The organism is Marisediminitalea lipolytica, assembly GCF_001758465.1.
GTDB classification, from domain to species: domain Bacteria; phylum Pseudomonadota; class Gammaproteobacteria; order Enterobacterales; family Alteromonadaceae; genus Alteromonas; species Alteromonas lipolytica.
On the sequence record NZ_MJIC01000002.1, the window covers coordinates 36,062 to 58,610 of the forward strand.

24 protein-coding genes are annotated in these 22,549 nt (G+C 48.9%); 11 read left to right on the forward strand and 13 right to left on the reverse strand.

The window, feature by feature from the left end; genetic code table 11:
• The first annotated feature begins 25 nt into the window (after positions 1-25).
• The 4 genes from uvrA (at position 26) to BFC17_RS00950 (ending at position 4,590) form a co-directional block, all read left to right on the forward strand.
• On the forward strand, positions 26-2,851 hold the full coding sequence (gene uvrA, locus BFC17_RS00935) for an excinuclease ABC subunit UvrA (protein WP_070174590.1): 2,826 nt from the start codon (positions 26-28) through the stop codon (positions 2,849-2,851).
• A 7-nt stretch (positions 2,852-2,858) separates the two neighbouring features.
• Entirely contained in the window at positions 2,859-3,260 is a 402-nt protein-coding gene (locus tag BFC17_RS00940; RefSeq protein ID WP_070174591.1) for an acyl-CoA thioesterase, read from the forward strand.
• A gap of 2 nt (positions 3,261-3,262) precedes the next feature.
• Positions 3,263-3,958 (forward strand): 2OG-Fe(II) oxygenase, encoded by a 696-nt coding sequence (locus BFC17_RS00945; RefSeq protein WP_070174592.1) that lies wholly within the window; start codon positions 3,263-3,265, stop codon positions 3,956-3,958.
• Positions 3,959-4,197: 239 nt separating this feature from the next.
• A complete protein-coding gene (locus tag BFC17_RS00950; protein ID WP_070174593.1) occupies positions 4,198-4,590 on the forward strand; it encodes a DUF3718 domain-containing protein in 393 nt (130 codons plus the stop codon).
• A 50-nt stretch (positions 4,591-4,640) separates the two neighbouring features.
• Here the strand turns inward: BFC17_RS00950 and BFC17_RS00955 are convergent, their stop codons facing one another.
• Genes BFC17_RS00955 through BFC17_RS22375 form a run of 4 tightly spaced genes read right to left on the reverse strand, consistent with a single transcriptional unit; the run spans position 4,641 to position 7,621 of the window.
• On the reverse strand, positions 4,641-5,576 hold the full coding sequence (locus tag BFC17_RS00955; protein WP_070174594.1) for an FAD:protein FMN transferase: 936 nt from the start codon (positions 5,574-5,576) through the stop codon (positions 4,641-4,643).
• Positions 5,577-5,594: 18 nt separating this feature from the next.
• Positions 5,595-6,899 carry a DUF3570 domain-containing protein gene (locus tag BFC17_RS00960; protein WP_070174595.1) on the reverse strand — a complete coding sequence of 435 codons (1,305 nt, stop codon included), beginning with the start codon at positions 6,897-6,899 and terminating at the stop codon, positions 5,595-5,597.
• Positions 6,890-7,114, reverse strand: a complete 225-nt coding sequence (locus tag BFC17_RS22370) for a DUF4266 domain-containing protein (RefSeq protein WP_070174596.1) — start codon at positions 7,112-7,114, stop codon at positions 6,890-6,892. The genes BFC17_RS00960 and BFC17_RS22370 overlap by 10 nt, the downstream gene beginning before the upstream one ends.
• Before the next feature lie 9 nt (positions 7,115-7,123).
• Positions 7,124-7,621, reverse strand: a complete 498-nt coding sequence (locus BFC17_RS22375) for a TlpA disulfide reductase family protein (RefSeq protein ID WP_229681052.1) — start codon at positions 7,619-7,621, stop codon at positions 7,124-7,126.
• Between the two features lie 185 nt (positions 7,622-7,806).
• Between BFC17_RS22375 and BFC17_RS00975 the strand changes: the two genes are divergently transcribed.
• On the forward strand, positions 7,807-8,424 hold the full coding sequence (locus tag BFC17_RS00975; protein WP_070174701.1) for a LysE family translocator: 618 nt from the start codon (positions 7,807-7,809) through the stop codon (positions 8,422-8,424).
• A 17-nt stretch (positions 8,425-8,441) separates the two neighbouring features.
• Here the strand turns inward: BFC17_RS00975 and BFC17_RS00980 are convergent, their stop codons facing one another.
• The 5 genes from BFC17_RS00980 to BFC17_RS01000 all read right to left on the reverse strand — a co-directional run bounded on the left by BFC17_RS00980 (position 8,442) and on the right by BFC17_RS01000 (position 12,524).
• Positions 8,442-9,779, reverse strand: coding sequence for a serine hydrolase domain-containing protein (locus BFC17_RS00980; RefSeq protein WP_070174597.1), 1,338 nt, complete (start codon positions 9,777-9,779; stop codon positions 8,442-8,444).
• 127 nt (positions 9,780-9,906) lie between these two features.
• Positions 9,907-10,284, reverse strand: a complete 378-nt coding sequence (locus BFC17_RS00985; RefSeq protein ID WP_070174598.1) for a VOC family protein — start codon at positions 10,282-10,284, stop codon at positions 9,907-9,909.
• A 77-nt stretch (positions 10,285-10,361) separates the two neighbouring features.
• Positions 10,362-10,847, reverse strand: coding sequence for a DUF3299 domain-containing protein (locus BFC17_RS00990; protein WP_229681054.1), 486 nt, complete (start codon positions 10,845-10,847; stop codon positions 10,362-10,364).
• Between the two features lie 59 nt (positions 10,848-10,906).
• On the reverse strand, positions 10,907-11,440 hold the full coding sequence (gene ppa, locus BFC17_RS00995; RefSeq protein WP_070174599.1) for an inorganic diphosphatase: 534 nt from the start codon (positions 11,438-11,440) through the stop codon (positions 10,907-10,909).
• A gap of 115 nt (positions 11,441-11,555) precedes the next feature.
• A complete protein-coding gene (locus BFC17_RS01000; RefSeq protein WP_070174600.1) occupies positions 11,556-12,524 on the reverse strand; it encodes a class 1 fructose-bisphosphatase in 969 nt (322 codons plus the stop codon).
• Between the two features lie 216 nt (positions 12,525-12,740).
• Between BFC17_RS01000 and mpl the strand changes: the two genes are divergently transcribed.
• The 3 genes from mpl to BFC17_RS01015 are packed head-to-tail and all read left to right on the forward strand — an operon-like array spanning position 12,741 to position 15,544.
• Positions 12,741-14,093 carry a UDP-N-acetylmuramate:L-alanyl-gamma-D-glutamyl-meso-diaminopimelate ligase gene (gene mpl / locus BFC17_RS01005; RefSeq protein ID WP_070174601.1) on the forward strand — a complete coding sequence of 451 codons (1,353 nt, stop codon included), beginning with the start codon at positions 12,741-12,743 and terminating at the stop codon, positions 14,091-14,093.
• An 8-nt stretch (positions 14,094-14,101) separates the two neighbouring features.
• Entirely contained in the window at positions 14,102-14,713 is a 612-nt protein-coding gene (locus BFC17_RS01010; protein ID WP_070174602.1) for a flavin prenyltransferase UbiX, read from the forward strand.
• 33 nt (positions 14,714-14,746) lie between these two features.
• The gene (locus tag BFC17_RS01015; protein ID WP_070174603.1) at positions 14,747-15,544 is read left to right on the forward strand and encodes a S1/P1 nuclease; all 798 of its coding nucleotides are present in this window, start codon (positions 14,747-14,749) and stop codon (positions 15,542-15,544) included.
• Between the two features lie 71 nt (positions 15,545-15,615).
• Here the strand turns inward: BFC17_RS01015 and BFC17_RS01020 are convergent, their stop codons facing one another.
• From BFC17_RS01020 to BFC17_RS01030, 3 genes are all read right to left on the reverse strand, one after another.
• Positions 15,616-16,002 (reverse strand): hypothetical protein, encoded by a 387-nt coding sequence (locus tag BFC17_RS01020; protein ID WP_070174604.1) that lies wholly within the window; start codon positions 16,000-16,002, stop codon positions 15,616-15,618.
• Entirely contained in the window at positions 16,002-17,633 is a 1,632-nt protein-coding gene (locus BFC17_RS01025; protein WP_070174605.1) for a S41 family peptidase, read from the reverse strand. Before BFC17_RS01025 ends, BFC17_RS01020 begins: the two co-directional genes overlap by 1 nt.
• Positions 17,634-17,818: 185 nt before the next feature.
• Positions 17,819-18,679 (reverse strand): alpha/beta fold hydrolase, encoded by an 861-nt coding sequence (locus BFC17_RS01030; protein ID WP_070174606.1) that lies wholly within the window; start codon positions 18,677-18,679, stop codon positions 17,819-17,821.
• A 275-nt stretch (positions 18,680-18,954) separates the two neighbouring features.
• Here BFC17_RS01030 and BFC17_RS01035 point away from each other — a divergent pair, with 275 nt between their 5' ends.
• The 3 genes from BFC17_RS01035 to BFC17_RS01045 are packed head-to-tail and all read left to right on the forward strand — an operon-like array spanning position 18,955 to position 21,797.
• The gene (locus BFC17_RS01035; protein ID WP_070174607.1) at positions 18,955-19,983 is read left to right on the forward strand and encodes a TRAP transporter substrate-binding protein; all 1,029 of its coding nucleotides are present in this window, start codon (positions 18,955-18,957) and stop codon (positions 19,981-19,983) included.
• Positions 19,984-20,028: 45 nt separating this feature from the next.
• Positions 20,029-20,514, forward strand: coding sequence for a TRAP transporter small permease (locus BFC17_RS01040; RefSeq protein ID WP_070174608.1), 486 nt, complete (start codon positions 20,029-20,031; stop codon positions 20,512-20,514).
• Positions 20,511-21,797 (forward strand): TRAP transporter large permease, encoded by a 1,287-nt coding sequence (locus tag BFC17_RS01045; protein WP_070174609.1) that lies wholly within the window; start codon positions 20,511-20,513, stop codon positions 21,795-21,797. Before BFC17_RS01040 ends, BFC17_RS01045 begins: the two co-directional genes overlap by 4 nt.
• Positions 21,798-21,842: 45 nt before the next feature.
• On the opposite strand, the gene BFC17_RS01050 is transcribed toward BFC17_RS01045, so the two are convergent.
• The gene (locus tag BFC17_RS01050; RefSeq protein WP_070174610.1) at positions 21,843-22,418 is read right to left on the reverse strand and encodes a TetR/AcrR family transcriptional regulator; all 576 of its coding nucleotides are present in this window, start codon (positions 22,416-22,418) and stop codon (positions 21,843-21,845) included.
• Between the last annotated feature and the right edge of the window lie 131 nt (positions 22,419-22,549).

The following is a 22,549-nucleotide window of genomic DNA, read 5'->3' on the forward strand; positions in this document are numbered from 1 at the left end:
TCTTTTGTATTCTGAACTGGTTCGAATGGATAAAATAGAAGTTCGCGGTGCACGTACGCACAACCTCAAAAACATCGATATCACCATTCCCCGCGACAAACTGGTAGTGATTACCGGTTTATCGGGTTCGGGTAAGTCTTCCCTGGCATTCGATACGCTCTACGCTGAAGGTCAGCGTCGATACGTAGAATCTTTATCTGCCTACGCCCGCCAGTTTTTATCGATGATGGAAAAACCCGATGTGGATCACATCGAGGGCCTCTCTCCGGCCATTTCCATAGAGCAAAAATCAACCTCACATAACCCGCGCTCAACCGTAGGTACCATTACCGAAATCTACGATTACCTGCGCCTGATGTTTGCCCGTGTTGGCACGCCTCGCTGTCCGGATCACGATGTACCGCTGGACGCGCAAACCATTTCGCAGATGGTGGATAAAGTACTGGCTATGCCGGAAGGCACCAAGCTGATGCTGCTGGCGCCGATTGTGCAGGACCGCAAAGGTGAGCACGTTAAAACCTTGCAGTCTCTGGCGGCTCAGGGCTATATCCGCGCCCGCATCGACGGTGATGTGTGTGACTTATCCGATCCACCGGAGCTGGATTTACACAAAAAGCATACCATCGAAGTCGTTATCGACCGTTTTAAGGTACGTGATGACTTACAGCTACGTTTGGCGGAGTCTTTTGAAACTGCCCTGCAGCTGGCCAACGGCAATGCCAAAGTCGCCTACATGGACGATGCCAATGAACCAGAGATCGTGTTCTCGGCTAACTTTGCCTGCCCGCACTGTGGTTACAGCATCAGTGAACTGGAACCGCGCATGTTCTCGTTTAACAACCCTGCCGGTGCCTGTGGCACCTGTGACGGGTTGGGTACGCGGCAGTTTTTCGACCCCTACAAAGTGGTGGTGAATGACGAACTGAGCTTATCTGGCGGTGCTATCCGTGGCTGGGACAAACGCAGCTACTATTATTTTCAGATGCTGCAAGCTGTGGCCGACCACTACAAATTCAGCTTAACCGAACCCTTTGGTGAATTAAGCAAAGAATTTCGCGATATCGTGCTGTACGGCTCAAAAGGCAAGTCGATTAATTTCCGCTACATCAACGACCGTGGCGACATCATGGAGCGTAAGCATCCGTTTGAGGGCATTATCCCCAACATGGAACGCCGCTATCGCGAAACGGAGTCCAATACCGTACGCGAAGAACTGTCTAAGTTTTTAAGTCAGCAGCCCTGTAACAGCTGTGGCGGCACCCGTTTACGCACCGAAGCACGCCACGTATTTATCGGCGAAACCAACCTGCCTGCCGTAGCCGATATGTCGATTGCAGGTGCCTTTGATTTCTTTGAAACCCTGGAACTAACCGGCCAGCGGGCCCAAATTGCCGATAAGATTTTAAAAGAAATCCTCGACCGTCTGCGTTTCCTGGTTAACGTTGGTCTTAACTATTTATCGTTATCCCGCAGCGCCGAAACCCTATCAGGCGGCGAAGCTCAGCGCATACGTCTGGCCAGCCAGATTGGTGCCGGGTTGGTTGGGGTAATGTATGTACTCGATGAGCCGTCAATCGGCTTACACCAGCGCGACAACGAACGCCTGCTGAAAACCCTTACCCACCTGCGTGACCTGGGTAACACCGTACTGGTGGTGGAGCACGATGAAGACGCTATCCGCGATGCCGATTTTATTATTGATATCGGCCCGGGTGCCGGGGTGCATGGCGGCGAAATCATCGCTCAGGGCACGCTGGAAGACATCCTTAACAACGAGCAATCCATTACCGGTAAGTATTTATCCGGTAAAGAGAAAATTGACATTCCGGCGGTCCGTAATCCGGCCAAAGATGATCAGTGGCTGGAGCTTGCCGGCGCAACCGGTAATAACCTTAAGGACGTAACGCTGCGGGTACCGGTGGGCGTAATGACCTGTATCACTGGCGTATCAGGTTCAGGCAAGTCGACCCTGATTAACGATACCTTCTACAAGATTGCGCAGCGCGAATTAAATAAGGCTACCACCAGTGAGCCAGCGCCTTATAAGTCGATGAAAGGGCTGGAGCTGCTGGATAAAGTGGTGGATATCGACCAGTCGCCCATTGGCCGTACGCCGCGCTCTAACCCGGCCACCTATGCCGGCATTTTCACACCAATCCGTGAAATTTTCTCTGGCACTCAGGAAGCCCGTTCACGCGGTTATAAACCGGGCCGGTTCAGCTTTAACGTGAAAGGCGGACGCTGCGAAGCTTGTCAGGGCGATGGCGTGATCAAGGTAGAAATGCACTTCCTGCCCGACGTGTATGTGCCTTGTGATGTATGTAAAGGCAAACGCTACAACCGCGAAACTCTGGAAATTAAGTTTAAGGATAAAAACATCCACGAAGTGCTGGAAATGACCGTGGAAGATGCCCGTCAGTTCTTTGATGCTATTCCGGCTATTGCCAGAAAACTACAAACCCTGATGGATGTGGGGTTATCCTACGTACGCCTTGGTCAGTCAGCCACCACCCTCTCTGGTGGTGAGGCCCAGCGGGTCAAACTGGCTAAAGAGTTGTCCAAACGGGATACCGGCCAGACCCTGTACATTCTGGATGAACCGACCACCGGTTTACACTTCCACGATATCAAGCAGTTGTTAGCGGTATTGCACCGTCTGCGGGATCACGGCAACACGGTTGTGGTAATTGAGCATAACCTTGATGTAATTAAAACCGCCGACTATCTGGTTGACCTTGGCCCTGAAGGCGGTTCTGGCGGTGGTCAGATTATCGCCGAAGGCACGCCTGAAGAAATTGCTGAGAGCAAAGTATCGCATACCGGCCGATTCTTAAAACCCATGCTGAAATAGGTGACATATGTTTGAAATGGATTTAACCGTACGAATAAGCGAAACCGTTCTTGCGGGTCATGTTAGTAATACGGTACTGGCAGTGTGGTTTGAAGAAGGCCGGACCCCCTTATACAAAGAAGTATTGCCTGAGCTTTCGCAATCAGGTTGGCCAATAATTCTGGCCAACTACAGCGTAAATTTTCATGCTGAGCTATTTTTGGGTAAACCGGTGCAACTAAAAACCTCGGTCAAACGGATAGGTAACAGTTCCTTTGAAACTTATCAGGAAGCCTGGCAAGACGGCAAACTTTGTGCGTCAGGTTCCACTGTGCAGGTGTACTTTAATTACCAGACCGGTAAGTCAGAAGCACTGCCAGAAGCAACCCGACAAGGGCTGATGAAACACCTCACCGAAAATGCCGGGTAGTCATGACGACAGACTTTATTGAAGTTATCGATAACGCTCTGCCAGCAGAGCTGTGTCAGCAAATTATCGAAGCCTTCAATAATAGTAAGCACTTACAACCTGGCCGCACGGGCGGCGGTGTCGACACTGACAAAAAGCGCTCTATGGATATCTCTTTTAGTCAGTCACCTGAGTTTGCCCCGTTTCGCCCGGCCGTACTACAAACTGTAGCTACGGCCATCCATGATTACCTGCAGAAATACTATTTTGCGGTGGTGGGGCCATTAGGTCTCACGCTACCCGATCCGCAAACGGGTCAGCCGGTAAAGCTGACTGCCGACAATTTTGCCCAACTGGGTATTCCGGCCCTGCCCGGGCTCATGCGACATTTATTTCGCACGGGGGAGATTAATGCCCAGCGTTACGAAAAGGGCTCCGGCGGCTATCCCTACTGGCATTCCGAAGTCTTTCCGCAAACTCCGCACAACGAGCCGCTGCATCGTATCCTGCTGTTCATGTTTTACCTTAACGATGTTACCGAAGGCGGCAGTACCGATTTTTATTATCAGAATAAGTCAATTCAGCCCAAAGCGGGCCGAATGGTGATTGCTCCGGCCTACTTTACTCATACCCATCGCGGCCAAATCCCGGTAAGCGATAACAAGTATATTTTAACCTCGTGGATGCTGTTTAATCGCGCCGAACAGATGTACGGTTGAAGGGCTTTACAAACCCACAGCTGAAGTCGAAGTAAAGAATTCAGCTATTTGGGATTAACCCCCGGGTTCCTGCGATCAGCAACTTTATTAACAACTAATTTACAACTATAGTTTAACAATGCAAAGGGAGTTGCTTTGACAAGCGCCTCACGTATTCGCTTTGCCTATGAATGTAAGAATATAAATCAGGATGCGGAGGTCATGTCGTTACCAGGAATATTTTTATATTGGAGGTATTTATGAATTACGTAAAACTCTCAGGTGCGGTGGTGGCTTTATCCGTATCCAGTTTCGCCGGGGCACAGGATTACCAGTTTATTGCTGCGGACAATAATCCGATGACCAAACTCTGCGTGAGTATTGCTAACAATGATCTCAGTGCAACAAAGGCCAGACTTTACAACATGGGTTTAGGTGCTGCTATTCGCCAGAATATCAACCGAATCACCTGCAACGATATGTCAACGGCCCAGTTCGCGCACAAGTTTAAGGCCAGTGATACCTTTGTGTATCTGAATAACCGCAGTAGTTATGCCAATAAAGAAAAGCCTTCGGTGACCATCAGCGATATTGCCAAAGTTGAATCATCGCAACAACCGGTGGTGGTTTACGTTTCGGCGGCACCGAAGTAAATCCATTATTAAGAGCACAAAAACAAAAGGAGCCTGGCTCCTTTTGTTATTTAGCGATAAACCCAGTGCGTTACCCCCTGCCCGGCTAAAAAGGCCTCGGCATCTTTGCCCTGAAGCATAGCCAGGGTAGAGAGCAATCCGGCCTGGGTGCAGGTATCAGCCGCGACGGTAACCGAACGTGGCGGGTTCTCCACCGGATATCCGGTTTTAGGGTTAAGGATATGGCTGTATCGTTTCCCCTCTTTAAGTAAAAAGCGCCGCGCATCACCGCTGGTTGCCAGCCCACCCTGAAAAATTTTAACCAGGGTTTCGCCCTGCTCTGTTTTAAGCGGATTTTCGATACCGATAAACCAGGGCTTGTCGTGCTGACGCCGACAGGTCACCTGAATATCCCCGCCAAAATTCACCACAACCGATACCCCTTCAATCTGAGCTGCGAGCATGCCTGCCACCCGATCCACCGCGTATTCTTTGCCTATGCCGCCCAAATCCAGCTGCATACCCGCCGGTAACGTAATGCTTTGCGCCGTAACCGCAACACGTTGCCAGCCAGTGTGTGACAACAACGCTTTGATTGCCTGAGCTTGCGGCACATTATCCGAACCATCAAACTTCCAGGCCCGTCCCAGTACGCCAGAGGTAATATCAAACATACCATCACTAAGCTGATAACAGGTATCAGCAAAACTGAGCAGGCGATAAGTTTCATCGTCTATGGCAACCTGGCTGCCAGCACTTTGATTAATAACGCTGATCACGCTGTCCTGACGGTAGCGACTGTACTTAGCTTCGATACGTTGTGCTTCACGACAAGCCAGCTCAGTGATGTGTCTGGCCAGCAGCGGATCTGAGGTGTCGATAAGAATTTCACAAGGACTGGCCATGGCCTCAAAGGCACCAAGAAAAAAACCGTCCTTAGGATGAATTGAAAACGCTGCGGCAGAGCTTGCCTCTGTCGCAGCGGTGTTGCCTTGATTCACGGTCATAATGACTGTCTGCGTACCTTAAAAATGGTAGTTAAACTGTAATATAACCGCTTTCACACTGGGGTAAAGGTCTAAGTCTGCTAAAGCCCCCGGCTCATCAAATCCGGCGTTTTTAGGATCCTGCTGATAATACTCAGCCCGTACTGCCCACTCATGGCCATTTTCCATTTTATGACCGTACTTTAAGCCAACGGTGTAAGCGGTCATTTCGCCGACCCGATAATCTGCACTGGCATACATTGGCGTGGCGTCGCTCTGGTTCAGGAAAGGGCGATAAAAATCGGCCGCGCTCTGCTGATAGTAACGCAGGTGAGGCTGGATATAGTTGTTGTCGCCTAAGTTAAACCGGAACCGTGAATCGATGGTATGAGAATCAATTTCCCAGTCATCGGTAGCGTAACGGTACGACACATCTACCACACCGTTATCCAGTGCGTATTTGGTTTGCCAGAAGAAGCTATGCTTAGTGCGTGAATCCGGACGCCCTTCATAGATTACGTCCTGGGTAATCCCCGAGCTATCCACCACACTAACCAGTTTATAAGGGTCGGTCATGTAGCCATCAACTACGCTTAACCCATAGTTAAACTGCATTAACATCCGGCGATTAATGACCTGGGTCACACCAAGGATTAAGTCGGTGGTGGTTTTGCTATCTGAACCGTCCTTATTTTCCCCCTCTTCGTAATCATCGTCCCAGTCAAACAGATCATCCGCTTCATTATAAGTGGGCGTCAGCATACTGGTCATGGTCATCGGCTTACCGCCTACCGGATCGATAGAGTCGAACTGGAAAGATAATCCCGCAGATAACGTGGTATTACGCATAAACAGGTCTTTTTCCAGCAAGCCACTAACGCCAAGCGACATATAGTCATACTCTCTGGAGAAGTTCACTGCACCGGTACCGCGCCAGGTATCAGCAAAAGGCTGCATCCAGCTACCAGACAACTGAACACGTGTATCTCTGAACGTGTCGTCCAGCGGTGTTTCGCCAGGCTTAACTACGTAGCCGTCTTTACCGGAAGGACGGGAAAATGTTTGTGCATAAGGTTGTGCCACGGCACCGTTCGCAGAAGCGCCGGTAAGGGTATCAATCACCAGTTTAACGTTGAAAAGGCTGTCATCATCGTTAGTTTTGGTTGCACTGATAACGCCCTCAGCAAGACTGACCCGGTCAGTCTCACCGTAATACAAAATGGCGGTATCAAATTTCCAGTCCTTCAGCATTTCTTCTTCAGCTTGTACCGCAGGCGTTCCCAACAGTGCACAGGCTGCGCCGGCCAGGGCAGTAGCAACCGTTCCTTTATTTTTTAGTTGCATCCGCAGCCTCCTCCGGCAAATGAACGCCCACCACTGGTGGCTTCCTTACTGAAATAAATGTGGTCATCCAGACCCAGATCCACACCTTCGGCACCCAGCGCCATCTCGTCTTTAGCGAGTAAATCCCGCTCCCAGGGCTGAACGCCCAGAGACGCGCATCCACTTAATTGCGTCACGCCCATCAGGACCAATATACCAACTAGTTTACGTTTCATGCTGAACTCCTATTCGGCCATCAGGCCCTGAATTTCCTGCTCATATTTAGATTGCTTTTCCACATGGAAGCCTTGATGCGCAATACGCAAATTACCCGCTTTATCTATCAGGTAACTGGTTGGCATCCCTTTCAGTTTGTAGGCTTGTGCCGACTCACCCTCGGGGTCGTAGGCCACCGGAAAATGGGCTGGCAGCTTGCTTAAAAAACTGTCTGCCAGCTTGCGTTCGCTGTCCAGATTGATGGCGATCACCGTGAACCCTTTATCGCCATATTTGGCCTGCATCTCATTCATCCAGGGAAAAGAACGCTGACAGGGTTTACACCAGCTCGCCCAGAAATCCAGATACACCACCTGACCTTTGTAGTCCGACAAATTGACCTGCTTACTGGCAAGCTGTAATGCCAGTTCCGGGGCGGGCTGAGCGGCCATTACCGGCGCGGTGCCAGCAAGCAGCAGGCCAGCACTTAAAGTGATCGCACCGGCTAATGCACGAATAGGTCCCATGTTAAAATCCTGTATACAAATAATTGCCTGTCAGTGTAGAAACCAATTCTTAAGGCAAGCTTAAGAAACCTTAAGAATTTGCTTTTAAGAAGCACTTTGATGGGCGCACAGCAGGTAATCATTGCGAAATGCTGTTATTTCTGGCAGTTTTTCGGCTTTCAGTCAGTTATCCGGATAAGTATTTAATGAGTTGGGCGTTATTGTCGGTATTTATACCCACCTTCTTTTTCGTCTCTGTTACCCCCGGCTTGTGTATGACCCTGGCGATGACGCTGGGAATGAGTATCGGCGTAAAGCGGGCAATGTGGATGATGCTTGGCGAACTTACCGGGGTAGGTCTGGTGGCAGCGCTCTCGGCCATAGGCGTGGCCGCCTTGCTGCTCAATTACCCCACCATCTTTACCTTATTTAAGTATATCGGTGGCGCATATCTTTTTTATCTGGGCATACAGATGTGGCTTTCGCGGGGAAAAATGGCCCTTAAGGCAGAAGACGAAGGTAAGCGGGCAAGCCGGATTGAACTCATTTCTCAGGGATTCGTGACTGCCATAGCCAACCCCAAAGGCTGGGCCTTTTTTGTGGCATTGCTGCCCCCATTTATTGATGCAAGCCAGCCGCTGGCCAGACAGCTGATGAGTCTGATTGCAATTATTCTCACCCTGGAGTTTAGCTGTTTGCTGATTTATGCATCTGGCGGACGAACCCTGCGCACCCTGCTGATGAAAAGCGGCAATGTTCGCATCATGAATCGCATTGCCGGTACCCTGATGGCTGGTGTGGGTGTGTGGCTGGGGTTGGGTTAACTATACTCCAAGAGATACTACTCTCTTGTAAACTTGGGACTCTGCCCGCCTTGCCTGAGTACAAAAGCAGCGTAATCGATCCCCTTTTTATTTTGTTCAAAAAGCAACGTTATTCCCGCTGGTGCAAAGCGAAATTCAGTTGCCGAGTAAGCGGTGAGATCAAATGCTCCTTGTCCGGTCGCTTGTGCGGTTAGCTGACCGTCGCGCACCTTGAGGGTGATCTTGAGTGGGATGTCTTTTGACGCAAAAACTCCCTCATAGCTACTTAACACTTCTGTGGGCAGGGTAACCGGTTGCTGGCTAAAGTCCGGTAGTTCAAACCCGACGTCAAAGTAAATGCTCAGTACGCCGATACTGACATCGTTCAACGGATAGTTCATCCCATTAGCAGTTACTACAATGGCCGCATTATCGTTCTCGAAGTAGGCGCCCTGAGAACTGAAACCATCTATCCCGCCTGTATGGCCATAGGCAAAACGGTTATAAAACGGAATCTGGAACAAGCCGCGCCCGTAGCCCTGATTTATCTCCTGCATTTTTGCCAGAGAATCTGCTGACACCAGCTTGCCATTAAATAATCCGCTAAGAAAAACTGCCACGTCCGTCGGTGTAGAAATAATGGCGCCGGCACCATGTGGGATACTCATATCGGTTTGCGTTGCCGGCGTCCACGCGTTGTCTTTAAACTGATAGGACATAGCCTGATTTTCTGAAACCGCTATCGGGCCGCCGTATTCAGTTCGGCTAAGGCCAAGCTTGCTGGTAATTCGCAGTTTTAGCTGGCTGGCATAGTCCGATTCGGTAATGTCTTCAAGGATAAATCCCAGCAGTACATAGCCGCTGTTAGAATACTGAGCCTGACTACCAGGTGTAAAATCACTCTCCATGCGCTCGATAATACTGACCATTTCAGCTTTGCTTTTTGGCTGAGTCATGTAGCGCGGATAATCCGCCATATTGGTAAAGTTATGAATACCACTGCGGTGGCTGAGTAACATTGAAATAGTAATATCGTCAGCCTTCGCGACGTTTGGATAAAACTGCGAAAGCGGCGTGGTCAGGGATAACTTACCTTCTTCGATAAGCTGAAAAATCATCACCGCGGTAAACACTTTGGTGATGGAGCCAATGCGATACTGTGTGTTCTGGTTGGCCTTTGTAGCGGATCCCTTATCTGCAAAGCCAATAGCCCGCTGATAAACCGGTTCGCCGTTTTCAACGATAGCCAGCGACAACATAGCCTTATCATTGGCTTCAAGCGAACTGAGATAGCTATCGAGTTTAGCCGTGTCAAACGATTGAGCCACCGCCCCATAGGCAACAACGAATAACAGTAAAATGATAATCCTGCGCATTACTTTTCCTTAGCTATGGCCTTACTTCTTGCCGGACAAGCAGTAAAAAGCCGGTAACATCCTGTTTTATTACGGTAATTTCATATCTCTGGACATTTGCCCGTCGACTTACACTACCATAAAATGCTCAGGCCATCGAATGCAGGCCAAACATATTGCCTTCGGTGTCTTTTGCCAGGGTCACAAAGCCATAATCGCCAATATCAAACTTAGGCCGGATAACAACGCCACCCGCGGCCTCAATGCGGGCTTCTTCTACTGCACAAGCATCACAGGCAAAGTAAACCAACACACTGTTCTGGCCGGCTGGCATATCTGCCATCCAAACCAAAGCACCTGATGCGCCGTACGCGTCCATTTGAGAAGGGAACGCTTTCATCTTTAATGAAGTTTCGGAAGGGTCGACAAGATCGGTAAATTCAACGTCCAGCATAGCGCTGTAAAACGCACAGGCCCGGTCCATGTTGTCGACGTAAATTTCAAACCAGCTGATGGGATTTTTCATTAAGTGCCTGCCTGAATGATTGTGGGTAACTTACTCAGGCTAGCACACTTTTTAAAACGCACTATAGCCATTGTTGGTTAATAAGGATGAACCGCTTCGCCCTGCATACTGTAGCCTGCTGCGGCAATATCACTGCTGTAGCGAACAGTCGAAAATACCCCTTCAACCCATACTGCGTCATACAGGTTTTCTACCGGTACACCCTCGTTCATTTTTACGTACACAATCTGATTAGAGGCCGGAGGCGGAACATGAATACAGGCCCCAAAAAACGGCACCAGTAAAAATTCGGTAGTGAGCTCAGCGGTACCTTCCAGGGGCACGATAAAGCCGGGAATTTTAATCCGCTGGCCATTATAAATATCCACTACCGGGGCGTTGGGTTGTAGCTGTGCCATTTTATTGTTGTGATCGGTCGCTTCCTGGGGTGCCAGTTCATTAAAATCCGGCGGAACCAGGTCTTCCCAGTATACTTCTTTTATTTCTGCGGCCTGCAAAACACCAGCCAGACAAGTAAACAAAACTGTGGCTAGTAAAAACCGCCATTGCATCAATCGCAGCATAGATTCTCCAAACAAAAAAGGCCCGACGAATCGAGCCTTTGTATTTTTAAGCCTGATGCTTATTTTTCAGCTTCGTAACGTTCAACGCTTGATACGATTTCAGCTTTAGCGGCAGCGGCATCACCCCAACCGTCGATCTTAACCCACTTGCCTTCTTCTAAGTCTTTGTAGTGCTCAAAGAAGTGCTCGATTTGCTTAAGCAGCAGAGGCTCAACGTCAGTGGTTTCAAACACTTTGCGATACAGGGTAGACAGCTTGTCGATTGGCACAGCCAGAACTTTAGCGTCTTTGCCTGACTCGTCGGTCATGTTTAATACGCCGATTGGACGGCACTTGATCACAGAACCCGCCAGCAGAGGGAAAGGAGTAATAACCAGTACGTCTACCGGGTCACCGTCTTCAGACAGGGTGTTGTTTACATAACCGTAGTTAGTTGGGTAGTGCATGCACGTCGCCATAAAACGGTCAACGAAGATAGCACCAGTGTCTTTGTCTACTTCGTATTTTACCGGATCAGCGTGAGCCGGGATTTCAATGATTACGTTCACTTCGTCAGGCAGTTTTTTACCTGCAGGTACGGCGTTTAAGCTCATACGGGGTTGTCCTTTCGTTAATTATGAAATTGCGTCAAGTATAAGGCTAACGGATAAAAATAAAAACCTGTTGCCCGACGTATCGGGCATACTTAAGTTTATTTTAACTAACCAATTAGTCGTAATAGCTCAGACAAGCTTCGACTTCGGCTTTTGAACCAATTATTACAGGTACACGCTGGTGAATTTCTTCCGGCATAACTTCCATAATGCGACCTTCGCCGGTTGATGCCAGACCACCCGCCTGCTCCATCAAAAATGCCATTGGGTTGGCTTCATAAAGCAAACGCAGTTTGCCCGGTTTGCCTGGATCACGGTTGTCATAAGGGTACATAAAAATACCACCACGACATAGCAAACGGTGAATATCACCCACCATGGCTGCCACCCAGCGCATGTTGTAGTTTTTCTCACGCGGACCATCTTTACCGGCCAGCAGATCCGCCACATAGTTTTGCATTGGCTTTTCCCAGTGACGCTGGTTTGATGCGTTAATGGAAAATTCAGACGTTTCTTCCGGCACCTGAATGTTCGGGTGAGTTAGCAGGAAACCACCGTGGGTTTTATCCAGCGTGTAGATATGCGTGCCTTTACCTGTGGTCATCGCCAGCATGGTCGACGGACCATACAGCACATAACCGGCCGCAACCATTTGACTGCCCGGCTGCAAAAAGGCTGAAGGATCATCAGGCTCCATCCATTGCGGCGCATGCGCAATCGAGAAGATGGTACCAATTAAGCTGTTAATTTCGGTATTCGATGAACCATCCAGCGGATCAAAACTTACCAGGTACTTACCATCGGGATGGCAAGGTACCACGTCATCTTCCTCTTCCGAGGAGATGGCTTTTACATAACCCGATTCTTTGAGGATATCCTTAAGAATTTGATTTGAAATCACATCCAGTTTCTTTTGTGTCTCACCCTGAACGTTTTCGCTCAGTGTGGAACCCAAAACGCCCGCCAGAGCGCCCTGACTTACGCGGAACGAAATCTCCTTACAGCCCGCCAGCAGTGTGCGGATAAGCAGAATAAGTTCTAGCGGAGCGCCATCTTGTTGCATTTGTGAATTAAGTCTTTTCATGGTTTATGTAAGCCTTTTTTTCTATGTAGGGTGTTGTCGCACTATACGGGTAGATAATGCCGGTTCTCTCCGTTGCCGCAGGGCAGCAATTGAACCATGAGCAAGTTGCTCTGGTTAGATTGTAAACTGACTCTCCCCCGAAAGGAAATCAGATGTTTAGGCAACAGGTTACGCATCTGGTAAAGTGGGCGGATTGAAATTAGCGCAGGACATGTAATGCACGTACACATTTTGGGAATTTGTGGCAGTTTTATGGGCGGTATCGCTGCAATTGCCAAATCACTGGGTCACAAGGTAACCGGCTCAGACCGCAATGTTTATCCACCAATGAGTACTCAGCTGGAAGCGCTGGGGATTACCCTGACCGAAGGTTATGACCCGGCCCAGTTTGACCCGGCCCCTGATATGGTGATTATTGGTAATGCCATGTCCCGTGGTAACCCGGCGGTAGAATACGTGCTGGATCGCAACCTGCCCTACACCAGCGGCCCGCAGTGGCTACTGGATAATTTACTGACTGAGCGCTGGGTAATCGGTGTATCGGGTACCCACGGCAAAACCACCACCTCCTCAATGGTGGCCTGGATTCTGGAATTTGCCGGGCTCGAGCCGGGTTTTCTGATTGGCGGTATCCCGCAAAACTTTGGTATTTCGGCCCGGGTTGGTCAAAGCCCGTTCTTTGTAATAGAAGCCGACGAATACGACAGCGCCTTCTTTGATAAGCGCTCCAAGTTTGTCCATTACCGTCCGCGCACCCTGGTGATGAACAATTTAGAGTTCGATCATGCGGACATTTTCGCCGATTTAGCGGCCATCCAAACACAATTTCATCATTTGGTGCGAACGGTTCCGGCCACCGGCCTGGTGTTATCGCCGGATAGTGATGACAACCTCGCAGCGGTGCTGGATAAAGGCTGCTGGAGCGAGCAACAGTATTTAGGCCGTCACTGGCATGCAGAGCTAATTAATCCCGACGGTTCATCGTTTAAGGTGTTCTATCTGGATGAGCAGGTGGGCACGGTTAACTGGGAGCTGCTCGGCCAGCACAACGTGGATAACGCGCTAATGGCCATTGCCGCCGCTCATCATGCCGGCGTCACTCTGCCCGACGCCATAGCTGCACTCAGCGAATTCGTGAATGTGAAGCGGCGCATGGAAATTCGCGGCTGTGTTAAAGATATCACGGTCTATGATGACTTTGCGCATCACCCTACCGCCATTAAAACCACCCTTGACGGCCTGCGTAAAAAGGTCGGCGATGCCCGTATTATTGGCGTGCTGGAACCCCGTTCCAACACCATGAAGATGGGCATCCATAAGGATGTGCTGGTTGATTCCTGGCAGGAAGCCGATGAAGTGTTGCTGTTTGAACCGGATAATCTTGGCTGGTCCATGGCGCAGCTGGCCAAGCAAAGCAGCACACCCACACAGGTATTTCGTAGCGTAGATGCTATCATTCATCAGTTAGCCACTATGCTACAGCCGGGCGATCATGTATTAATCATGAGTAACGGCGGTTTTGGTGGGATCCATAACAAGCTGCTGGATGTATTAGCGGGTAAAGCCTGAGAGTAGCCATGAAAAAATCCATTACCTTAGCCATAACCGGCGCATCCGGTGCTCCTTACGCTCTGCGACTGCTGGAGCAGCTGGTCGCGGCACAATACGATGTGTTCGTATTAATTTCCTCTGCAGCCAGAGTGGTGTTCGCCACCGAAGAAGACGTTAAAATTCCGGCCCAGCCAGAAGCGGCCAGTGCGTTTTTTACTGAGCGTTTTAACGCCAGTCCCGGCCAGATCAGAGTGTGCGGTAAAGAAGAATGGTTTTCGCCGGTTGCCTCTGGTTCGGCAGCGCCTAAACAAATGGTGGTCTGCCCCTGCTCTACTGGCACGCTGTCGTCTATTGCAGTAGGCGCCTGCGATAATCTGATTGAACGCGCAGCCGATGTGGTACTAAAAGAACGCGGCCAGCTGATTCTGGTGACCCGCGAAATGCCGCTATCCAGTATTCATTTAGAGAACATGCTTAAACTGTCACAAATGGGCGCTACAATTATGCCCGCCTCGCCGGGATTCTATCACCAACCCAAAGAAATCAGTGACTTAATTGATTTCGTCGTGGCCCGTATTCTTGACCATCTGGGTGTTGATCAGGCACTGATGGCGCGTTGGGGCTATCAGAATCAGTAATTCGAAGGATTTATTTTGCAAAGGAAAATAACAATGAAAACACGCGCTAAACACGCCCCTATTGCACTGCTGTTGCTGGCCTCATCAGTAATGAGCCTGCCCGCCTTTGGCTGGGGCCAAATTGGTCACAGGGTCAGCGGAGAGATTGCCGAACGCCATTTAAATGATAACGCCAAACAGCAGGTGGAGGCCATTTTAGGCATCGAATCGCTGGCTGAAGCCGCTACCTACCCTGATGATATGCGTTCCCATCCATCTGAGTTTTGGCGCAAAACTGCATCGCCCTGGCATTATGTTACAGTGCCGGAAGGTAAGCACTATCATGACGTTAAAGCGCCAGAGCAAGGCGACGCCTACACGGCTTTAGAAACCTTTACCGCTACATTAAAAAATCCAGCGGCTTCACTTGAAGATAAGCAACTGGCACTGCGTTTTATTGTGCATATTATTGGCGACCTGCATCAGCCTCTTCATGCTGGCAACGGTACCGATCGTGGTGGCAACGACGTTAAAGTACGATTCTTCTGGCAGGATTCCAATTTGCACCGGGTGTGGGATTCACAGCTGATTGCGCAAAAAGAACTGTCTTATACGGAATGGACAAACTGGCTGGATAAACGTATTACACCGGCAGATGTTACGGCATGGCACTCAACCAAACCAGAAGACTGGATCACCGAGAGTGCTGAGATTCGGGATACCATCTATCCCAAGGATGCCAACAAAATGGCTTATGATTATTTATACAACCACATGCCAACCGTAAAACGCCGTTTGCAACAGGCCGGCGTCCGCATTGCGCTGTATCTGAACGACGTATTTGCTGAATAAGTTTAACAATCCGCTGTTAAAAAAGGCCGGTAGGTTTATCACCTGTCCGGCCTCAAACATCCGCTGATTTACTACAGCGCCGTATCGCAGGTTATTCCGTTAAGCAGCACTTTCTGACTGGTGCGCTCATTCTGCAACCAACAATCCTGCCCCTGTTTTAGCAAAGAAAAGCTATAAACGGCGTTATTGTGTCTTCCCTCAATGGGATTTCCCTGATTATCAAGGTGCTCCCGACGCTCAATGCTAACCGAAGACGAATCGGTAAAGGCATTATCGGCCAGCGTTACTTTCACGCCGCCAAACCAGTCACTGATCACCGTTTCCAACTGCTGTTTTTGTGATGTACTAAGTGCAGTCACCGTAGCGGGCTGAGCCGGCTGAACGCTGGTTGGCGCGCAACCACTGGCTAATGCCAGGCTCACGCAGCCGATTAACGCCTTAACATTTAAGCGTTGCATTATTCGCGCCCCTTAATCACAGGCTCGTTGATTTTGTTTTGTAAAATAAGACGTTCCCTTAGCGCATTAGGGTTAATAATCGCACGTGAAGACTCAGCGACCTTACGGGACAAGGCATCCGGACTTACAGGTGCTGGTGCAACCGGTTCCGGACAAGCACCTGTTGCCATATACCCCAGCGCGGCAGAGAACATGCCCTCATTCGGATCGCCAAGGGCCTGAGAGAAGTCATCGGCTACGGTACAGCCCGGCAGTTCATAATCATAGTTGGGTGATTCACTTGGGAAGAAACCATCAGCGTAATCACCAAACCCTTTATTATTAACACCCTGGAACTGGATTGAGAAATACGTGGTACCACAGTTATCAGTAGGGTAAAAACCATAGGGTTTACCGCAGGTTGATGAACCTATTTGCACCACCTCCACATCAATACCACGCAGTGCGTTCATCACCGACTCACTGGCAGAACAGGTTGATTCTGTGGTTAGTACGAATACCCGGGTTAGTGACAGGCTGGGTAACAGGGTGTTTAGCAAATAGCCCGCGTTGTAATCGATTTCAGAATCATAAAACGGCGTCGGACGAATCACATTACCGGTAACCGGATCAATATTAGGTGATTTGTCGTTAAACTGCGTGGTTTCGAAAATCGCGTTGTTGGTCTGGTTAGGGCCGGCAATCATGTACGACACCTGAGAAGCCAGGGCCAGTAAACCACCGCCGTTGTAACGCAGGTCGATAACCAGTTCGGTTACATTTTCGTCAACAAAAAGGTCAAACGCATCAATCAGATCCGGTTGTGCCGTACGAATAAACGTATTGAATTGAAAATACCCGGTGCGCCCGGCTGGCGTGTCCAGCACCTGTACATTTTGAACCGGGCTGACATCAATATCCGCGGAGGTTACATCAACAGTAAGCTCTTCGCCGTCAACCAGAGTAAAGACAAAACGGGTAGTTGTGCCATTATCTTCCGGAAACAGTGCCGCATTGAGGGCATCTATCTCGGCATCACTGGTAGTATTAACAAAATCAATGCCGTCTACGGTTTTTACCGACGCTCCCCGGGGAATACCGGCGAGTCGTGCAGGTGAACCCGGCTCAGTAAATCGTACGATGAGTTCACGTGGTGCGGTGTTCTGTACAAATTCCCAGTCAACACCATAGCCGGAAGAAACGCCGGTTTGTGTTAACTCATCGTATTCGTCGGTCGGCTGATAGAAGTGGAAATTATCTTTTGGCGTTCCACTGGGCGTTGTCGCGCTGGTTTTTAACTGGTCAAAATAGCCCAGAACGCTGTAGTTAGCCGGGTTATTGTCGTCAACTTCGTCATACCAAAGATAGGTATTATTAGTCCAGGAACGCAGCCATAGCTTCTCTTCGAGACTGCTACCGGCCTGATCCGGATAAGCCTGACCGGTAAAAGGGTCAACACCTGAACGCGGTGACGCACACCGGGCAACCAGCGACGCTTCAGAAGCATAAACACCGGGTTGCCATGTCGGGCCATTAGAAACCGGGGGTTGCGCCGGACCTGATGAAGAACTTCCGCCTCCGCCACCACAAGCCGACAATCCTGTCGTTGCTATTGCGATTGATAAGAACGCGGCTAATTTTGATATTTGCATTTTTACTTCCCTGGCAAATTTTAATGTCTGTCGTTTTAGCGCTGGCCATAAGCCATCACTATCGCCAGGAAAATCCCGGCCATAGTCTCTTTATACCATTTTACTCTGCTGGCATAGAATGGGTTTAATCGCAAAAACGACCAGTGGCTGGTTGACCTGCTGGTATTACCCGGCACGCAACGTGGTTATTCAGGCAACAGGAAATTTAACAGCAGGTTATTAAAACGCGTACGTTTTTCCCACTGTACCCAGTGTCCGCAGTGATTGAAAACATGCAGCTCAGCATGGGGGATTCCCGCTACCAGCCTGAACCCGATATCAAGGGGTACAAACTGATCTTCACGCCCCCAAACAATTAAAGTGGGGCAGGCAATCTCAGCTAAACGGTGGTTAACATCCGGGAACTGCGCAGGATACAAAGACTGTGAACGAACAAAATTTTGCAGATGCTCCGGGTAGGCCTGGATGGCAGCCAGTCTGGCCTCAAGCATATCTTCGGTTAACGCTGAAGGGTCAAAAACAAAGATATCCATCATGGCTCGCAGATTTTCCAGCGTTGGCTCGCGATACACCTTTTGCAGGCGCTTTATGCCTTCTGCCGGGGTGGGCTGAAAAAGTGACTTACCGCCGGTACCGCCGCCCATCAAAACCAGCTTATTCACTATTTCGGGATAAGCCAGGGTAAAGGCCACAGCAACATGCCCCCCCATGGAATTGCCCACTAAATCAACTTTGCCGATAGCCAGTTCATCCAGCAGGGCCATTAAAATGGTGGCATTCAGATCCGAACGGGATGTCTGACACACCAGCGGTGAACTTTTACCCCAGCCGGGACAGTCCATCAGAATTACCCGATACCCGGCGTCGGTTAAGGGTGTGATGTTGCCGTTAAAGTTGGCCCACGCGGTTGTGCCTGGTCCTGAGCCGTGCAACATAACGACAACATTTTCACCGCTGCCACAGTCATGATAGTGAATGGAATATTGAGTACTACCTACGGTTAACTCAATCTGATGGCTACTTTCAATTTGTTGTTGTGAAGACATTGCCTACCTTTTCCCTGTTCTGAGAGCCAGCACCGGGCGGCTCTTTTTTATCTATTTAAAGGATACACCTGAGTATTGTTTTTTTTCTATCACAAAATATCCCTGTCGCTTAAAGCCCGCAAAACAGGCTATATCCACTATTTTTACGGGGTTATTAATCAGTTAAGCCAGTTAAGAGTGATACCACCTTTTGTATAATTTCTGTTAATTTTTATTGATCCAAAACATACAGTTGTGTATTTTCTTGTTGTCCTACAAAAAACAAGGTGAAACTAATGAAAACAATTCAAAAACTTTTGGTAGGCGGTGTAATGGCAAGCGCCCTTTTCTGCCACTCGGCAGCTAATGCTTTAACACTGCGTTACAACCAATGGTTTCCTTCGCAACACTGGTCACAAAAAGACGGTTTGTACGACTTTTTCAAAGAAATTGAAAAAGTCACCGACGGTCGCGTTAAGGTTCGTCCTTCAGCTAAACCCCTGGCGCCACCAACTAAAAACTATCAGGCCGTAGTAAGCGGTATTGCCGACATTGCCTGGGGCCCTCACGGTTACACGCCGGGTGCGTTCCCTCTCACTGAAATGGTGGAATTTCCGTTTGTAACTAAAGATGCGGGTATCAGCTCAAAAGCGTACTGGCGCACCTATAAAAAGTTCTTCGAACCTACAGGCATGCAGGAAAATGTAGTTACTCTGGGTATGCACGTTACCTCTGGCGGTAACATACACATGCGTGAAGATGCCATTGTCAGCCCTGGCGATTTCTCGGGTAAAAAACTTCGGGTACCGACCAGTGTTTTAGGTGAAGCCATCAAAACCATGGGTGCAGTGCCAATTTCAGGTTCACTAAACGAACTGCGCGAGTTTTTATCCCGCGGCATCATCGACGGCACCATGCTTTCTGACGAGCTGCTGTTTGGCTTTAAAGTAGATAAATACGTTAAACAGGTTACTCAGGTACCAGGCGGTATTTTTGCCAACAGTGCCTTCATCATTATCAATAAAGATAAGTGGGAAAGCATCAGCGAAGCTGACCGTAAAGCCATCATGGAAATTGCCGGTGAAAACCTGTCAGTCAAAATGGGCAGTCTGTGGCACAAAAACGATCTGGAAGCACAAGAGATGCTAAGTAAACGCTTAGGTGATGACTACCGTGTAGCCAGCCCTGAACTGACCGAAGCTATTGATAAAGCCTTTGAGCCAGGCCGTAAGGCATGGTTTGAAGCTGCTGCCGAAGCAGGCATCGATGGTGAGGCAGCCTGGAACTATTATAAGGCCCAGGTAAAAGAGCTAAGCGGTCAATAACGCTGGCATCAACTTTAGCGGTATTAAGTGGTAGGAACTTCTCATATGTCATTGCTTAAATTATTGGAAGCGATATGTAGCAAAATATCTAGCTATACCTTGCTACTCATGGCAGCTATCACATTTGCCGATGTCTTTGGGCGGGTTGTTTTCAACTCGCCTTTAGGCTTCGCTTATGAGCTGGTTGCAATTCTTCTCGCTGTTTCTTTTTACTCTGGTTTATATCACGTCAATAAAAAGCGTAAACATATTCAGATTGATCTGCTCGAAAAGTATTTCAGAGGACCTTTGGGTACTTTTCTGAACTGGTTCTGCTACATCATCGAAGTTATTTTCTTCGGCGCTCTGGTCGTCATGATGTATGAGCAAACCATGCTTTCGAAAGATTTTGGGGAAGTCTTTATGTTCCTCGGTATAGAAAAATGGAAGGTTCTAATGTTCATTTTTGGTCTGGCCGTGATTGCCCTGATCAGTTTAATCGAAGCATTTCCTGAAGTTGTCAGTTTTAACAAAAAGGAAAGTCTCTCATGATCATGACCATTGCCTTTATCGTCCTGATGGTGCTGTTGTTTATCAGAGTGCCCATTGCCGTCGCCACCGGTGCCGTCGGCGTTGCTGGTCTTGCTTATTATCAGGGCTGGAGCCCGGCGTTAAGCCAGCTTGGTATGATTGCCACGGAAACGGTGCTGTCTTACGAATTTGCCGTTATTCCGTTATTTATTTTAATGGGTAACATTATTGCCCGTTCGGGTCTGGCCGAAGAGCTGTACAATGCTACTCATGCTTTGGTGGGTCACTATCGTGGTGGACTTGCTATTACGACCATCGGTGCCTCTGGTGGTTTTAGTACCTTTTGTGGTTCGAGCTTCGCCACCGCGGCGACGATGGCCAAAATCGCTTATCCATCCATGAAAAAATATGGCTACAGCGATGAACTGGCGACGGGTTCTATTGCCGCCGGCGGCACCCTGGGAATTTTAATTCCACCGTCAATCGCACTGGTGTTCTACGGCATTATTACCGAAACCGATATCGGCGCATTGTTTGTTGCTGGTGCTATTCCCGGCATTTTAGGTGTAATCCTGTATATCTGCGCCGTACTGGCCGTGGTGTATTTTGGTAAGGATAAGGCTCAGGGCAGCGAAGAATGCAGCTTTAAAGAAAAGCTCAAAGCACTAAAAGAGCTGTGGGCATTCAGCCTTCTGGTTATTTTTGTGCTGGGCGGAATTTACATGGGGCTGTTTTCACCCACTGAAGCGGCAGGCGTAGGTTCTGTAGGAGCAATTTTAATCACCCTCCTGCGCGGCAAATTTTCTTTTAAGAGTTTACTTGCTGCACTGGATGACTCGGCGTCAACGACCGTGTCACTGGTCGCAATTCTTATTGGTTCACTGATTTTTGCCAACCTGGTAAATGTGTCCGATTTACCGTTTGAGATTGTAGACTGGATTGACAGCATGGAACTTAGCCTGATGGGCGTTGTGCTGGTAATCATCCTGATTTACTTTGTGCTGGGTGCTGTGCTTGAGTCAATTTCAATGCTACTGCTTACCGTACCTGTTTTCTTCCCTGTGGTTTATGGCCTCGGCATGGATCCGGTGTGGTTTGGTATTATTGTGGTCGTGGCAACAGAAATCAGTTTGATTACGCCGCCAGTTGGTCTTAACGTATTCGTGTTGAAGTCGGTATTACCCGACGTACAGCTCAAGACTATATTTAAGGGCGTATTTCCCTTCGTGATTGCTGACCTGGTTCGGTTAGCCGTATTACTGTTGTTCCCCGGTTTATCATTATTCCTGGTTGAACATATGTAATCTGGCAACACGCATCTGTAAGGGCATCCGATGTGATGCCCTTTTTTATTGGTTTGTGATGAGATCCGTTAACAGCGCAGTGATTCGCTTACCCCTTTCTCTTGCCGCATCGGATTTGAGTTCTGTGGGTAACAAAGATGTCATTTGCATGTAGGAATAAAACAGAAAGGCCAGGTCGGCTGCTTTTTCTGGAGAATGCCCCATCTCAGTAAACAGGTTTTGAATAAACGCCGTGCGGTACTTATCGATTTCTTCTAACGTTGCCCGGGCCATCTGATCACGACGAGCCCAACCGCGCAAAGCCAGTTCTGTCGAGGCAGCATCAAAAGCGCGCTGGCCCTTTAACGGCAACTCTGCAAGATTTTGTAATTGCTCCTGGGGAGTTTTGTACTTATGTTGCAAACCTGCAATAACGGATTCAGTTGCTTTGGCGCGCCACTTATCCAGCATGGCTTTGAGCAGCTCTTCGCGACTGTCAAAATGGTAATAAAAGCTGCCACGGGTGATGCCCAGCTGCTTCGCAAGATTATCCACTCTCACATGATAAATCCCGCCACCAGAGAGCAGTACTTCGATTGCAGCGTCGATCCAATCATCCCTGGTGAGCCGTTTCTTCGCCATGTCGTTTAAGTCTCTTCTACTTTTAATTAACTTTTCTGTTAATAAAAACCAAAGCGTTATTTTTCTAATAAATACCGGCTAAGGCCTTTATTTTCATAGGATACATCAATAATAGAAAAAAAATATGTAAA

Coding starts and splice junctions, on each gene's coding strand:
- uvrA (WP_070174590.1), top strand. CDS start 26: ATGGATAAAATAGAAGTTCGCGGTGCACGTACGCACAACCTCAAAAAC.
- BFC17_RS00940 (WP_070174591.1), top strand. CDS start 2,859: ATGTTTGAAATGGATTTAACCGTACGAATAAGCGAAACCGTTCTTGCG.
- BFC17_RS00945 (WP_070174592.1), top strand. CDS start 3,263: ATGACGACAGACTTTATTGAAGTTATCGATAACGCTCTGCCAGCAGAG.
- BFC17_RS00950 (WP_070174593.1), top strand. CDS start 4,198: ATGAATTACGTAAAACTCTCAGGTGCGGTGGTGGCTTTATCCGTATCC.
- BFC17_RS00955 (WP_070174594.1), bottom strand. CDS start 5,576: ATGACCGTGAATCAAGGCAACACCGCTGCGACAGAGGCAAGCTCTGCC.
- BFC17_RS00960 (WP_070174595.1), bottom strand. CDS start 6,899: ATGCAACTAAAAAATAAAGGAACGGTTGCTACTGCCCTGGCCGGCGCA.
- BFC17_RS22370 (WP_070174596.1), bottom strand. CDS start 7,114: ATGAAACGTAAACTAGTTGGTATATTGGTCCTGATGGGCGTGACGCAA.
- BFC17_RS22375 (WP_229681052.1), bottom strand. CDS start 7,621: ATGGGACCTATTCGTGCATTAGCCGGTGCGATCACTTTAAGTGCTGGC.
- BFC17_RS00975 (WP_070174701.1), top strand. CDS start 7,807: ATGAGTTGGGCGTTATTGTCGGTATTTATACCCACCTTCTTTTTCGTC.
- BFC17_RS00980 (WP_070174597.1), bottom strand. CDS start 9,779: ATGCGCAGGATTATCATTTTACTGTTATTCGTTGTTGCCTATGGGGCG.
- BFC17_RS00985 (WP_070174598.1), bottom strand. CDS start 10,284: ATGAAAAATCCCATCAGCTGGTTTGAAATTTACGTCGACAACATGGAC.
- BFC17_RS00990 (WP_229681054.1), bottom strand. CDS start 10,847: ATGCTGCGATTGATGCAATGGCGGTTTTTACTAGCCACAGTTTTGTTT.
- ppa (WP_070174599.1), bottom strand. CDS start 11,440: ATGAGCTTAAACGCCGTACCTGCAGGTAAAAAACTGCCTGACGAAGTG.
- BFC17_RS01000 (WP_070174600.1), bottom strand. CDS start 12,524: ATGAAAAGACTTAATTCACAAATGCAACAAGATGGCGCTCCGCTAGAA.
- mpl (WP_070174601.1), top strand. CDS start 12,741: ATGCACGTACACATTTTGGGAATTTGTGGCAGTTTTATGGGCGGTATC.
- BFC17_RS01010 (WP_070174602.1), top strand. CDS start 14,102: ATGAAAAAATCCATTACCTTAGCCATAACCGGCGCATCCGGTGCTCCT.
- BFC17_RS01015 (WP_070174603.1), top strand. CDS start 14,747: ATGAAAACACGCGCTAAACACGCCCCTATTGCACTGCTGTTGCTGGCC.
- BFC17_RS01020 (WP_070174604.1), bottom strand. CDS start 16,002: ATGCAACGCTTAAATGTTAAGGCGTTAATCGGCTGCGTGAGCCTGGCA.
- BFC17_RS01025 (WP_070174605.1), bottom strand. CDS start 17,633: ATGCAAATATCAAAATTAGCCGCGTTCTTATCAATCGCAATAGCAACG.
- BFC17_RS01030 (WP_070174606.1), bottom strand. CDS start 18,679: ATGTCTTCACAACAACAAATTGAAAGTAGCCATCAGATTGAGTTAACC.
- BFC17_RS01035 (WP_070174607.1), top strand. CDS start 18,955: ATGAAAACAATTCAAAAACTTTTGGTAGGCGGTGTAATGGCAAGCGCC.
- BFC17_RS01040 (WP_070174608.1), top strand. CDS start 20,029: ATGTCATTGCTTAAATTATTGGAAGCGATATGTAGCAAAATATCTAGC.
- BFC17_RS01045 (WP_070174609.1), top strand. CDS start 20,511: ATGATCATGACCATTGCCTTTATCGTCCTGATGGTGCTGTTGTTTATC.
- BFC17_RS01050 (WP_070174610.1), bottom strand. CDS start 22,418: ATGGCGAAGAAACGGCTCACCAGGGATGATTGGATCGACGCTGCAATC.